This is a genomic window from Sphingomonas flavida, from assembly GCF_036663655.1.
In the GTDB taxonomy this organism is placed as follows: Bacteria; Pseudomonadota; Alphaproteobacteria; order Sphingomonadales; family Sphingomonadaceae; genus Sphingomonas.
Map to the genome: position 1 here is coordinate 281,896 of NZ_JAXOJH010000002.1, position 12,753 is coordinate 294,648.

Here is a 12,753-nt window from a genome sequence, read left to right on the forward strand (position 1 = left end):
CCCGTCCCCCCGCAAAGGCGGGGGCCCAGTGCCTATGCCGTATCACGCTGAACGCTGTCGGTTGTCATGGCATGGGTTCACGCGGAGACGCGGAGACGCGGAGAAAAGGTTGTTCGCGCAGAGGCGCAAAGGGCGCAGAGGGTTTTCGCGCGCGGCAGCGAACCGCTTTTGCAAACGGCCGAAACAGGAGGGCCGCTGGCGCGGCAAGAACACGATCTCCGCGTCCTCTGCGCCTCTGCGCGAACCCACTCTTTCTCCGCGTCTCCGCGTCACCGCGTGAGATAAGACTTCCGTCCTGCACGTCGCCAGGAAACTGGGCCCCCGCCTTCGCGGGGGAACGGGCTGGCCATGGGGCGGGGCGCTGACATGGCCGGGTTCGACTATGTCGCCATTGATACCAGGGGCGCGGAAAAACGCGGTTTCATCCCCGCCGAGACGAGTGACGCCGCGCGCGCCGCCCTCGAAAAGCAGCGCCTCTACGTCGTCTCGGTCAAGCCGGGCAGCGGCGATACCGCCGAGCGGCGTCCGCTCTTCGGGCTGAAGCTGGGCCGCGCGCGTATGTCGGTCAAGCAGCTGACCCTGTTCACGCGCCAGCTCGCCACGCTCAACCGCGTCTCGCCGCTGGAGGAGAGCCTTCGCACCATCACCCGCCAGACCGAGCAGGAGCGGGTGCGCGCGATCGTCGCGACGGTGCACCAGGGCGTCACCGAAGGCCGCCGCTTGGCTGATGCGATGGCGCGCGAACCCAAGAGCTTTCCGCCGCTCTATCGCGCGATGGTCGCGGCGGGCGAGAGTTCGGGGACGCTGCCGACCATCCTCGACCGGCTGGCCGCGCTTCTGGAGCGACAGGCCGAGATTCGCGGTAAGATGATTACCGCGCTCGCCTATCCGACGATCCTGGCGGTGGTCGCGCTCGGCGTCGTCGCGGCACTGATGATGTTCGTCGTGCCGCAGGTCGTCGAGCAGTTCGATACGGTGGGCCAGGAACTGCCCTTCCTGACGCGGATGGTCATCGGCGTGTCGGACCTGCTGGTCGGCTGGTGGTGGCTGATGGCGGGGATCGTCGTCATCGGCGGCGTCGGTTTCTGGCGCGCGTTGAAGGTGCCTTCGATCCGCCTGTCCTTCGACACCTGGCTGTTGAAGCTGCCGCTGATCGGCCGGTTGCTGCGCGACCTGCATGCCGCGCGGATGGCGCGCACGCTGGGCACCATGGTGGCCAGCCGCCTGCCTTTGCTGGAGGGGCTGACCCTGACGGCGGGGACGATCCACAATCGCCGGTTGCGGGTGGCGTCCGATGCGATCGTCGACGCGATCCGGGGTGGTGGCAGCCTGTCGGCGGCGATGCGGCGTGCGGGCGTGTTCCCGCCGCTGCTGACCTATCTGGCGGCCAGCGGCGAGGCGGCGGGGCGGCTGGACGAGATGCTGGAGCGCGCCGCCGACTATCTGGAGCGCGAATTCGATCGCTTCACCGCCACCGCGCTGTCGCTGCTCGAGCCTGCGATCATCGTCGTGATGGGCGGCGTGGTCGCCACCATCGTGCTATCCATCCTGCTGCCGATCCTGCAGCTCAACACGCTGGCGGGACAATGAGAGGACATGTTGATGCGTAACCCCACCCCCCGGCGTATCCGCCGCAAGCGCGCCGCGAACGGCTTTACACTCGTCGAGCTGATGGTCGTCGTGGTCATCATCGGCCTGCTCGCGACGATCGTGGCGCTGAACGTCCTGCCCTCGGGCGACACCGCGAAGATCCAGAAGGCCAAGGCCGATATCGCGAATATCGAGACCGGGCTGGAGATGTACAAACTCCAGAACCTGACCTTCCCAACGACGTCGCAGGGGTTGCCGGCGCTGGTGTCGATGCCTGCCGGGCTCGCCGATCCGTCGCGCTATCAAAAGGGCGGGTATCTGAAGAAGCTGCCCGAGGACCCGTGGGGCCGTCCGTACCTCTATGCCGCGCCCGGTCAGCATGGCGAGGCGGACGTCTGGACCTACGGCGCCGACGGCAAGGAAGGCGGCGAGGGCACCAACGCCGATATCGGCAACTGGGATAAGTGAGCCGCTGTGCCCGCCTGGATGCCGGGGACGGCGGCGGGCGGGGCCTGCTTGGGGTGTCTGAGGCTTTCCCATACTCCGTTCAGGCTGAGCGAAGTCGAAACCCGCGCGGAAACGTCACCCCGTGCCCTTCGACTTCGCTCAGTGCGAACGGAGCGGGGGAGCGGGGCTTCACCCTAGTCGAACTGATGATCGTCATCACCGTCATCGGCCTGGCCTCGGCCGTGGCGGTCCTGTCGCTTCCCGACCGGCGTGGGCGGGTGACCGACGAGGCGTTGCGCTTCGCCGCCCGCGTCCGCGCCGCGCATGACGTGGCGGTGGTCGAGGCGTCGCCGGTCAGCATCTGGGTCACGCGCGGCGGCTATGGCTTCGACCGGCGGGCGGACGGCACGTGGAGCCCGATGACGGCCAAGCCCCTGCGCGTCGCCCAGTGGGAAGACGGCACCCAGGCGGTGATCCCCGATGCCAGCGGCCGGGTGCGGATCACCTTCGATGTGACGGGGCTGGCCGACCGCCCGGTCGAACTGCGCCTGACGCGGGAGCGCGCGAGCACGACCGTGCGGATCGGCGCGGACGGCACGGTGCGCGTCGATGGGTGAGGGGTATCTCTATCCTCCCCGGCACGGGGAGGATGGCTTCACCCTGATCGAGATCATGGTGGCGCTGGCGGTGTTCAGCCTTGCCGCGATGGCGCTCGTCCGGCTGGAAAGCGCGACAATCCGGGGTGCCTCGATCCTGGACGAAACCGTCGTTGCGCAGATGGTCGCGCGCAATGTCGCCATTGCCGCCGTGACCGACCCGCAGGCGCCTGCGCTCGGCCGGACGACGGGCGCGGAGGTGAATGGCGGGCGCAGCTGGAAATGGACGCGCATCGTCAGCGGCACGGGTGATGTGCGCGTGGTGCGGATCGACGTGGCGGTGGCGAATGCGGGGGGCAGCATTGTTGGCCGGATGACGATGGTGCGGCCTCCGACACCCGCGCCGCCGGTCGGGGTGGTGGCGTCGTGATCTTCACCTTACACCACCCCGGCGAAGGCCGGGGTCCAGTCGCCGAGCAGTCTGGGGCGCGGGGTGGCGTTTGCCCCGATTCTCGTGGTTCATCGAAACTGGGCCCCGGCCTTCGCCGGGGTGGTCCCCATTTCAACGGCTTCACCCTGGTCGAGGTCATGGTGGCGCTGCTCATCTTCGCGATGCTGGCCGCCGCTGGCGTGGCGATCCTGTCGCTCAGCGTCCGTGCCCAGGCAGTGACCGGGCAGAAGCTCGACGCGATGGCGGCGGTCAGCCGGACGACTGCGATCCTGTCCGCCGATCTGGCACAGGCGATCGACCGGCCGACGCGTGACGAGGGCGGTGTCCTCAGCCCGGCGATGGTCGCCGGGCCCGACGCCATGCGGCTGGTGCGTGGCGGCTGGAGCAATCTGGACGATGCGGCCCGCCCGTCGGTGCAGAAGGTCGCCTATCGCCTGAACGGCGACGTGCTGGAGCGGGTGGCCTGGCCGTTGCTCGACGGGGCGCAACCGATGGAGCCTGCCGCGCTGATGGACCATGTGCGCGAACTGCACCTGCGTTATCGGCTCAACGGCGCGTGGCTGGACCAGTGGCAGGGGCAGCCCGGCATCGCCCTGCCACAGGCGGCCGAGGTCACGATCGTGCGTGACGACGGCATGATCTTCCGCCAGCTGTTCCTGGTCGGCACCGGCTATAGCGTCCCGCCCAACCTGCCCCAGCCGAACCCGACGCCCACCCCGACGCCAACCCCCAATGGCTAGGCCCCTTCCGCCAGCGGGCGAGCGTGGGGCCGCGCTGCTGACCGTCCTGATCCTGGTCGCCGTGATCGCGGTGCTGGCCGCGACCGCGCTGGAGAAGCTGCGCCTGTCGACGCGACTGGGCGGCAATGCGGTCGCGATCGAGCAGGCGCGCGGCTTTGCCTATGCGGCCGAGGCGCTGGCGATCATCCGCATCGGCGACCTGCTGGAACGAAGCCAGGGCAAGGTTTCGCTGCTCGGCGGCTGGAGCGACCGCCCCTTCGCGCTGCCGGTGGGCGATGTCGCGGGCGGGGGTAGTGCGGTGGCGCGGGTGACGGACGGCGGCAACTGCTTCAACCTGAACGGCCTGGCGCAGGACATGCCGGGTCAACCGGGCATGTTGGTCGGCAATGCGGTCGAGGTCGCGCATTTCGCCAAGCTGATGCGGCTGCTCGGCGTGCCCGGCCAGGTCGCGCAACAGGTCGCCACCGCCGCGTCCGACTGGATCGACAGCGATCAGAATCCGCAAGGCGGCGGTGCCGAGGACCCGGTCTATCTGGCGCGCGATCCGCCCTATCGGACCGGCGGCGCGATGATGGCGGACGTCAGCGAGCTGCGCATGGTCAGCGGCGTGACGCCCGAACTCTATGGCCAGCTGCGCCCCTGGCTCTGCACCCTGCCCGAGGCGAAGCCGACGACCGTCAACATCAACACGCTGGCGCCCGAACAGGCGCCGCTGGTGGCGATGGCGCAGGCCGATACGATTTCGCCCGCCGCCATCGCCCAGGCCCTTTTGCGCCGCCCGCCGCAAGGCTATGCGGACGCAGGCGCATTCTGGGGGCAGATACCGGGGGCGAGCGGCGGTGGTGGCGTGGCGTTGACGTCGCGCTGGTTCGCCTTGCGGATCGATGTGACCTTGGGCAGCGTCCGGGTGCAGGAACGTGCGCTGGTCGACGCCACGCGGCAACCGCCGCGGCTGGTGGCCCGGACTTGGGGGGAAGAGTGATGAGTGCGACGAACCTCCTGTTCCTGCCGCCGGGCGAGGGCGGCAATTATCGCTGGCTGCGGATCGAGGACGAACGCGTCGCCGCTGCCGGAGAAGGCCTGCCCCAGGGCGACGGCGCGGTGATCGCGGTCGCGCCCGCCGATGCGGTGTCGCTGCACTGGGCCGAAATCCCCGCGCGTTCGACCGCGCAGGCCGCCGCGGCCGCGCGGCTGCTGGCGGCCGAGGTCAGCGCCGCGCCGATGGACGAACTGCACGTCGCGGTCGGTGAGGACGAGGGCGGCACGCGCGCGATCGGCATCGTCAATCGCGGCGCCATGGCGGGATGGCTCGCGCGGCTGGGGGCGGCGGGGGTCGATCCGGTCGCGGTGGTCCCTGCGCCGCTGCTGCTGCCGCGTCCCGACGAAGGCTATGTGCGCGGACATCTGGCCGGGCAGGGCGTGGTGCGTGGGCGGGCATCGGGCTTTGCCGACGAGCCCGGCTTTACCGAGATCGTGACGGGGGATGCGCCGCTCGCCGATCTGAATGCGGACGGGATCGAGGCGGCACTGGGCGCGGTCGCGGCGAACCCGGCGCTCGACCTGCGGCAGGGCGTGTTCGCCCGGCGGCGCGGCTTTGCGATCGACTGGCGGCTGGTCAGGCGGCTGGCCTGGCTGGGCGTCGCGATCGTCGTCGCCACGCTGGCGATCGATTTCGTGCGCTGGACCAAGTACAGCTTCGCCGCCGATGCGACCGAGGCGCGGATCGAGCAGGTCGCCCGCACCGCCCTGCCGCGTGGCGAAACCCTGGTCGATGCCGATCGCCAGCTGACCGAGCGGCTGTCGGCGATCCGCGGGCCCGGTCAGGGGTTCAGCCGTACGGCGGCGGCGGTCTTCGCCGCGGTTCGTGCGGTTCCCGGCACCGAGCTGACCGCGCTCGATTTCCAGCCGAACGGCGATATCCGGCTGGGCGTCGCGGTGGACCGCGAGGCGCTGGCCACCGACCTGAAGCGCGCGATCGAGGTGGAGGGCTTTACCGTCCAGCCCAGCACTTTCGTCGCGGCCAATGGCCGGATCACGGGAGAATTCACGGTGCGCGCACGATGAAGGCGCTGAAACTCTGGTTCGACGGCCGCAGCCTGCGTGAGAAGCGCCTGTTGCTGGTCATGGGTGCGCTGCTGGTGGTGACGATCATCTGGGGTGGCATATTGCGTCCACTGGACGACGGCCTGTCGAGCGCGCGCGAGCGTCATACGGATGCGGTGATCCGGCTGGGCGAGGCGCAGGCCATTGCCGCCGAACTGGGTCAGCGTCGTCGTCGTCCGCCCGCGCTGGCGGGGACGCTGGCCGATACGGTGCGGCTGTCGGCGGAGCAGGCGGGTTTCACCCTGTCCGCGCTGACCGAGGACGGTCCCGGCCGGGTGCGCGCGCAAATCGCCTCGGCCCGGCCCGCCGCGCTGACGCCGTGGCTTGCCCGCCTGGAGCGCGGCGGGGTGCTGGTCGAACAGGCGACCTTGACCGACAATGGCGATCGCACGGTCGGTGTGGCGCTCCTCCTGCGGACGCGGGTGTCCTGATGCGGTTGCGGATGACCACCCGGCCTTCGGTGCTGTTCGCGGCGATGCTGGTCGTCGCGCTGATCGTCTTCCTGCCGATGCGCCTGGCGCTGGGTATGACGGGACTGGCCGATGAAGGGCTGAGCGCACGCCGGGTCGGCGGCACCATCTGGGGCGGCAGCATGATCGAGGCGCGGTTCGGTGACGTCGCGCTGGGTGACCTGCGCGTCTCGCTGTCACCGCTCGCGCTGCTGGTCGGTCGGGCAAAGCTCGCCTTCGAGGGGGCCGGGGCCGATGGGCGTCCGATTGCGGGGACGGCCTCGATCAGCCGCCATGCGATGGGCATCGACGGCGTCACCGCCACTTTGCCCGCCGCCACGCTGTTCGCGCCGCTGCCGGTCACCACGCTCGCGCTGGAGGATGTGACCGTCAGGTTCCGCGACGGCGTCTGCGAGGAAGCGGGCGGCCGTGTCCGGGCGACCGTGGTGGGCGAGGCGGGTGGCCTGCCGCTGCCCCCGACGATGACGGGGACGGCGCGGTGCGAGGCGGGCGCGCTGCTGTTGCCGATGACGGGGCAGGGGGGCACCGAGGGTGTCAACCTGCGCATCCGGCCCGACGGGGGCTATACCGCCGACCTGGTCCTGACGCCCGGCGATCCGGCGGCCGCGGCGCGGCTGGAGCAGCTGGGTTTCGTGGCCGCGACGGGGGGTGGATACCGACTTTCGGCAGAAGGGCGATTTTGACCGCTTGACGAAAGCGGGTGATCCCGTTTAGGGGCGCAAGCCTTCGCGGCGACCGTAGTTCAATTGGTTAGAGCGCCGGCTTGTGATGCCGGAAGTTGCGGGTTCAAGTCCCGTCGGTCGCCCCATTCTTTTCCGGCCATATCCTGGCCACGGCACCGGCCCTTCTCCTGCCCGTGTCCCCCCTAAATCCTCACCGATTGGGTGGCCGGGTCGTCAGACTCGGTCCGGTTCCGCTTTTGTCGGACCGAAGGACGAGCATGACGAACTGGGGCTTTCCCGATTTCGACGCGCATGAAGGCGTGCACCTGTTCACCGATCCCGCATCGGGCCTGCAGGCGGTCATCGCCGTGCACTCGACGCATCTGGGCCCGGCGGCGGGCGGCGCGCGCTTCTGGAACTACGGCACGCCTGCGCTTGCCATCACCGACGCGCTGCGCCTGTCGCGCGGCATGAGCTACAAGAACGCCATGGCGGGTCTGGCGCTGGGTGGCGGCAAGGGCGTGGTCCTGGCGGCCAAGCCGGGCGACGTCATCACCACCGCGCAGCTGGAAGCGTTCGGCCGCGCGGTCGAATCGCTCGGCGGTCGTTACGTGACGGCCGAAGATGTCGGCATGTCCGAGGAGCGGATGAAGGTCATCGCGACTCAGACCCGCTATGTCTCCGGCCTGCCGGTGGCGAGCGGTGCGGCGGGCGGCGACCCCGGCCCCTACACCGCGCACGGCGTCTATCTGGGCGTGAAGGCGGCGGCCAAGCGCGGGCTGGGCGCGACCGACATGAAGGGCGTGCGCGTCGCCATCCAGGGCGTCGGCTCGGTCGGCGGCGGCCTTGCCAAGCTGCTCGCCAAGGACGGCGCGATCCTGACGATCGCCGACGTCAACCAGGCGCGCGCAGAAGCGATGGCGGCCGAACTGGGCGCAAGCGTCGCCCCGGCCGACGAGATCCTGTTCGCCGATGTCGACCTCGTCAGCCCCAACGCGCTGGGCGCGGTGCTGAACGCCGATTCGATCCAGCGGCTGAAGGCCAAGGTCGTCGCGGGTGGTGCGAACAACCAGCTTGCGACCCGCGAGGACGGCGCGCGCGTGGCGGACGCGGGCATCCTCTACGCCCCCGATTACGTCATCAACGCGGGCGGCATCATCAATGTCGGCTTGGAATATCTGGGCCAGGGCGACGAAGCCGAGGTCATGGCGCGCATCGCCAAGATCCCCGAGCGTCTGGAGCAGGTGTGGCAGCGTTCGGCCGAGACGAACCATCCGGCCTCGGACGTGGCGGACGAAATCGCGCAAGGCCTGATCGGCCGATAAGAGCCCCATGCTGCTGAGGCTCACGCCCCGCCCGTAAACGGGAGGGGATGGGGGAGGGCAAGCCACGGGCGACAGGCTTTGTGAGACTTCATGCCCTCCCCAAACCCCTCCCGCCTGCGGGAGGGACTTAAGAAGATGGGCGTGGGAACAACGTCCTCACTCACACCCATCGAAATTCCCGCGGCGATACCCGGTTGACGAACTGTCCCCTCACGCCCATTTGCCAATCGGATCAAATCCATCCGATTGGGAGTTCATGCGCCTTTCCAGCCTAGCCGATTATGCGGTCGTGATGATGACCGCCGCCGCACGCGAGGGCGTGGGCGGGCGGAGCAATGCGACCCTGCTGGCCGGGCAGACGGGCGTGCCGCTGCCCACCGCGCAGAAGCTGGTCAGCCGTCTGGCGGGCGCAGGCCTGATCGAGAGCACGCGCGGCACCGGCGGCGGCATCCGTTTGGCGCGTGATGCCGATGCGATCAGCCTGGCCGACATTGTCGAGGCGGTGGACGGCCCGATCGCACTGACCGCCTGTGTCGACGGGGCTGCGCACGATTGCAGCCTGGAAATGCAATGCCGCGTTCGTCCGCATTGGCATGTCGTCAATCAGGCGGTACGCGCCGCTTTTTCCGGGGTGACGCTTGCGACGCTCGCCGCCGATCCTGTTGAATCGCAAGTGATGGACGCGTCTGTGCGTCCGGGGGTATTCGCCTGATGGCCACGAAGAATGCAGAGGCGCTCGCCGCCGCCAACAAGAAGTATGAGTGGGGCTTCGCCACTGACATCGAGCAGGACTTTGCGCCCAAGGGGCTGAGCGAGGATACGGTTCGTTATATCTCGGCCAAGAAGGGTGAGCCCGAATGGATGCTCGACTGGCGGCTAAAGGCGTTTCGCCTGTGGCAGACGCTGGAGACGCCGGACTGGGCCAAGCTGAACATCCCGCCGATCGACTATCAGGACGCGTATTACTACGCCGAGCCGAAGCAGAAGAAGACGATCGCGTCGCTGGACGAGCTCGACCCCGAAATCCGCCGGACCTACGAAAAGCTGGGCATCCCGATCGCCGAGCAGGAAGTGCTGGCTGGCGTCGAGGGCGCGCGCAAGGTCGCGGTGGACGCGGTGTTCGACAGCGTCTCGGTCGCGACCACCTTCCGCAAGGAGCTGGAAGCGGCGGGCGTGATCTTCCGTTCGATCTCCGAGGCGATCAAGGAATATCCCGATCTGGTCCGCAAGTGGCTGGGCAAGGTCGTGCCGCAGCGCGACAATTACTTCGCGACGCTCAATTCGGCGGTCTTCTCGGACGGCACCTTCGTCTACATTCCCGAGGGCGTTCGCTGCCCGATGGAGCTGTCGACCTATTTCCGTATCAACGCGGAGAATACCGGCCAGTTCGAGCGCACGCTGATCGTCGCGGACAAGGGGGCTTATGTCTCCTATCTCGAAGGCTGCACCGCGCCGATGCGCGACGAGAACCAGCTGCACGCAGCCGTGGTCGAGCTGGTCGCGCTGGACGATGCCGAGATCAAATATTCGACCGTCCAGAACTGGTATCCGGGCGACGAGAATGGCGTCGGCGGCATCTACAACTTCGTCACCAAGCGGGCGCTCTGTCAGGGCAAGAACAGCAAGGTGTCGTGGACGCAGGTCGAAACCGGCTCGGCGGTGACGTGGAAATACCCGTCATGCGTGCTGGCGGGCGACGGCTCGGTGGGCGAGTTCTACTCGGTGGCGGTGACGAACAATCGCCAGCAAGCCGATACCGGCACCAAGATGATCCACCTCGGCAAGAACACCCGCTCGACCATCGTGTCGAAGGGGATTTCGGCCGGGCGCTCGGACAACACCTATCGCGGCCTCGTCCGCGTGGCGGCGACCGCCGAGAATGTCCGCAACTTCACACAGTGCGACAGCCTGCTGCTGGGCGACCAGTGCGGCGCGCATACCGTGCCCTATATCGAGGTGAAGAACCCCAGCGCGCAGATCGAGCATGAGGCGACGACCAGCAAGATCAGCGAGGACCAGCTGTTCTACGCCATGTCGCGCGGGCTGGATCAGGAAGCGGCGGTTGCGCTGATCGTCAACGGCTTCGCGCGGGAAGTTTTGCAGCAGCTTCCGATGGAGTTTGCTGTCGAGGCGCAGAAGCTTCTGGGGATTTCTCTGGAGGGTTCGGTCGGGTGATCACGTTACTAGCGTTGCAGCTGGCAGTTTTGTTGTCGAACGCGGACGAGGCATCCTTCAAAGACTACCGTATTTGCGTGCTGCAGAAAGTTTCGACCTCAGAGTTGGTTGAACGCGATAGCCAAATTATTGAGGCGGCTAAAAAAGAGTGTGAGGACGACAGGCTCGCTGCTGCCATGGAAATGGCCGCGGATGACTTGGAGCGAGAAGGCGCCAAAAAACCGAAGGTTGACGCCGATGCTCGTAGGAACGTGATGGAAAAGAAACTGACCGCTGATGCGCTGAACGCGCTCGTGGCCCGACGGACGAAAGCGCAATGATGCTGAAAATTGAAAACCTCCACGCCGAGATTGACGGCAAGCCGATCCTCAAGGGCCTGACGCTCGAGGTGAATGCGGGCGAAGTCCATGCGATCATGGGGCCCAACGGCGCGGGCAAGTCGACGCTGGGCTATGTACTCGGCGGGCGTCCGGGTTACGAAGTGACCGAGGGTTCGGTGACGTTCGACGGCGTCGACCTGCTCGAGCTGGAGCCGAACGAGCGCGCCGCCGCCGGGCTGTTCCTTGGCTTCCAGTATCCGGTCGAAATCCCCGGCGTGTCGAACGTCCAGTTCCTGCGCGAGAGCCTGAACGCGCAGCGCGGGCAGCGTGACGAAAAGCCGCTGTCGGGCGGTGAGTTCCTGAAGCTCGCCCGCGCGCAGGCCGATGGGCTGGGGCTGAACCAGGACATGCTGAAGCGCCCCGTCAATGTCGGCTTCTCGGGCGGCGAGAAGAAGCGCAACGAGATGGTCCAGATGGGCATCCTGAACCCCAAGTTCGCGATCCTCGACGAGACGGACTCGGGCCTCGACATCGACGCGCTGCGCATCGTCGGCGACGGCATCAACCGGATCATGCGTGCGCCCGACAAGGCGGTGCTGCTGATCACCCATTATCAGCGGCTGCTCGACTATGTGCAGCCCGACCGGGTGCATGTGCTGGCCGATGGCCGCATCGTGCGTTCGGGCGGCCCCGAACTCGCTCATGAGCTGGAGCGCGAAGGCTATGCGGGCGTCGAGGGAGCCGCGGCGTGATGACCACGCTGGAACTCCCCTCGACCCGCCAGGAGGCGTGGCGCTGGGCCGATATCGACGCGTTGCGGCGGGCGGCGGGAAGCGAGCGGGCGCAGGCGGTGGCGGGGACGGATCGTTTCCTCGACCTGCCCGGCGCGCGGCTGCTGTTCGTGGACGGCGTGCTGGACGAGAGCGCCAGCAGCCTCGGCCCGGTGCAGCTGACCCAGATCGACGCGAGCGATCATCCGCTGGGCCGCCAGGCGCTCGGGCGCGGCTGGTCTTTGCGGCTGGAGCGCGATGCGGTCGCCGATCCGGTGCAGATCGTCCATGTCGCCAGCGGTGCCGCCAACCACCTGCCCGCCGAGATCGTGCTGGCCGAGGATGCGGCGGCGCAGGTCTATGAGACTTATGTCGGGCGCGGTTGGACCAACCGTCTGACGCGGGTGAAGCTGGCGGCGTCGGCGCGGCTGATGCGTGGCGTTCGGCTATTGCAGGACGACGGCTTCGTATCGTTGCGCGAGGAAGCCGAACTGGGCGAGGGGGCGAGCCTGACCGCGACCTTCCTGGCCGCCGGCAGTATGGGTGCGCGGATCGACGGTGGGATCACCCAGACCGGCGACGGCGCCTATGCCGAATTCGGCGGCGCGCTGCTGACCAAGGGCGACCTCAAGCAGGAATGCGCGGTCGGCCTGCGCCATGCCGCGCTGAACGGCCAGAGCCACCAGCTGTGGCGCGCGGTCGCTGCGGACCGCAGCCAGGCGAGCCTTGCCGCGCGCGTCGAAGTGGCGCGTCATGCGCAGAAGACCGATGGCGAACAGTCACTTCGCGGCCTGCTGCTCCAGCGGACGGCGACGGTGAACCTGAAGCCCGAGCTGGAAATCTTCGCCGACGACGTGAAGTGCGCGCATGGCGCGACGGTCGGTGAACTGGATGGCCGCGCGCTGTTCTACATGCAGAGCCGTGGCATCCCCAAGCCCCGCGCACAGGCCCTGCTGACCCGCGCTTTCGTGGCGGATGCGATCGACCGCATCGGCAACGAGGTGGTGCGCGAGGCCTTTGCGGCGGATGCGGATGCATGGCTGGAGGCGGCGCTTTGAGCCTCACCACCCAGATCCTCCCTGCGCGCAGCGTGGGGAGGAATTG

15 protein-coding genes and 1 tRNA gene are annotated in these 12,753 nt (G+C 68.2%); all 16 read left to right on the forward strand.

Annotation, left to right across the window (positions count from 1 at the left end):
* Nucleotides 1-366: 366 nt before the first annotated feature.
* Nucleotides 367-1,590, forward strand: coding sequence for a type II secretion system inner membrane protein GspF (gene gspF, locus U1703_RS03495; RefSeq protein ID WP_320452786.1), 1,224 nt, complete (start codon nucleotides 367-369; stop codon nucleotides 1,588-1,590).
* A 12-nt stretch (nucleotides 1,591-1,602) separates the two neighbouring features.
* Nucleotides 1,603-2,058: a type II secretion system major pseudopilin GspG gene (gene gspG / locus U1703_RS03500; RefSeq protein ID WP_320452633.1), complete on the forward strand. Its 456-nt coding sequence runs from the start codon at nucleotides 1,603-1,605 to the stop codon at nucleotides 2,056-2,058.
* A 185-nt stretch (nucleotides 2,059-2,243) separates the two neighbouring features.
* A complete protein-coding gene (locus U1703_RS03505; RefSeq protein WP_443025750.1) occupies nucleotides 2,244-2,654 on the forward strand; it encodes a GspH/FimT family pseudopilin in 411 nt (136 codons plus the stop codon).
* The gene (gene gspI, locus U1703_RS03510) at nucleotides 2,647-3,063 is read left to right on the forward strand and encodes a type II secretion system minor pseudopilin GspI (protein WP_332784590.1); all 417 of its coding nucleotides are present in this window, start codon (nucleotides 2,647-2,649) and stop codon (nucleotides 3,061-3,063) included. The genes U1703_RS03505 and gspI overlap by 8 nt, the downstream gene beginning before the upstream one ends.
* A gap of 98 nt (nucleotides 3,064-3,161) precedes the next feature.
* Nucleotides 3,162-3,824, forward strand: coding sequence for a type II secretion system minor pseudopilin GspJ (gspJ, locus tag U1703_RS03515; protein WP_332784719.1), 663 nt, complete (start codon nucleotides 3,162-3,164; stop codon nucleotides 3,822-3,824).
* The gene (gene gspK / locus U1703_RS03520; RefSeq protein ID WP_332784591.1) at nucleotides 3,817-4,806 is read left to right on the forward strand and encodes a type II secretion system minor pseudopilin GspK; all 990 of its coding nucleotides are present in this window, start codon (nucleotides 3,817-3,819) and stop codon (nucleotides 4,804-4,806) included. Before gspJ ends, gspK begins: the two co-directional genes overlap by 8 nt.
* Nucleotides 4,806-5,888, forward strand: a complete 1,083-nt coding sequence (gene gspL / locus U1703_RS03525; RefSeq protein ID WP_332784592.1) for a type II secretion system protein GspL — start codon at nucleotides 4,806-4,808, stop codon at nucleotides 5,886-5,888. The genes gspK and gspL overlap by 1 nt, the downstream gene beginning before the upstream one ends.
* Nucleotides 5,885-6,358: a type II secretion system protein GspM gene (gspM, locus tag U1703_RS03530; protein WP_332784593.1), complete on the forward strand. Its 474-nt coding sequence runs from the start codon at nucleotides 5,885-5,887 to the stop codon at nucleotides 6,356-6,358. Before gspL ends, gspM begins: the two co-directional genes overlap by 4 nt.
* 11 nt (nucleotides 6,359-6,369) lie before the next feature.
* Complete coding sequence (locus U1703_RS03535; protein ID WP_332784594.1) at nucleotides 6,370-7,080, forward strand: type II secretion system protein N; 711 nt, start codon at nucleotides 6,370-6,372, stop codon at nucleotides 7,078-7,080.
* Between the two features lie 48 nt (nucleotides 7,081-7,128).
* Nucleotides 7,129-7,205: transfer RNA gene (locus U1703_RS03540), tRNA-His, on the forward strand.
* Nucleotides 7,206-7,337: 132 nt separating this feature from the next.
* On the forward strand, nucleotides 7,338-8,384 hold the full coding sequence (locus U1703_RS03545) for a Glu/Leu/Phe/Val dehydrogenase family protein (protein WP_332784595.1): 1,047 nt from the start codon (nucleotides 7,338-7,340) through the stop codon (nucleotides 8,382-8,384).
* 256 nt (nucleotides 8,385-8,640) lie between these two features.
* Nucleotides 8,641-9,096: an SUF system Fe-S cluster assembly regulator gene (locus tag U1703_RS03550; RefSeq protein WP_332784596.1), complete on the forward strand. Its 456-nt coding sequence runs from the start codon at nucleotides 8,641-8,643 to the stop codon at nucleotides 9,094-9,096.
* A complete protein-coding gene (sufB, locus tag U1703_RS03555; protein WP_175312550.1) occupies nucleotides 9,096-10,559 on the forward strand; it encodes a Fe-S cluster assembly protein SufB in 1,464 nt (487 codons plus the stop codon). The genes U1703_RS03550 and sufB overlap by 1 nt, the downstream gene beginning before the upstream one ends.
* The gene (locus tag U1703_RS03560) at nucleotides 10,556-10,879 is read left to right on the forward strand and encodes a hypothetical protein (RefSeq protein ID WP_332784597.1); all 324 of its coding nucleotides are present in this window, start codon (nucleotides 10,556-10,558) and stop codon (nucleotides 10,877-10,879) included. The genes sufB and U1703_RS03560 overlap by 4 nt, the downstream gene beginning before the upstream one ends.
* Nucleotides 10,879-11,631, forward strand: a complete 753-nt coding sequence (sufC, locus tag U1703_RS03565; protein ID WP_332784720.1) for a Fe-S cluster assembly ATPase SufC — start codon at nucleotides 10,879-10,881, stop codon at nucleotides 11,629-11,631. Before U1703_RS03560 ends, sufC begins: the two co-directional genes overlap by 1 nt.
* On the forward strand, nucleotides 11,631-12,707 hold the full coding sequence (locus U1703_RS03570) for a SufB/SufD family protein (protein WP_332784721.1): 1,077 nt from the start codon (nucleotides 11,631-11,633) through the stop codon (nucleotides 12,705-12,707). Before sufC ends, U1703_RS03570 begins: the two co-directional genes overlap by 1 nt.
* Nucleotides 12,708-12,753 lie beyond the last annotated feature (46 nt).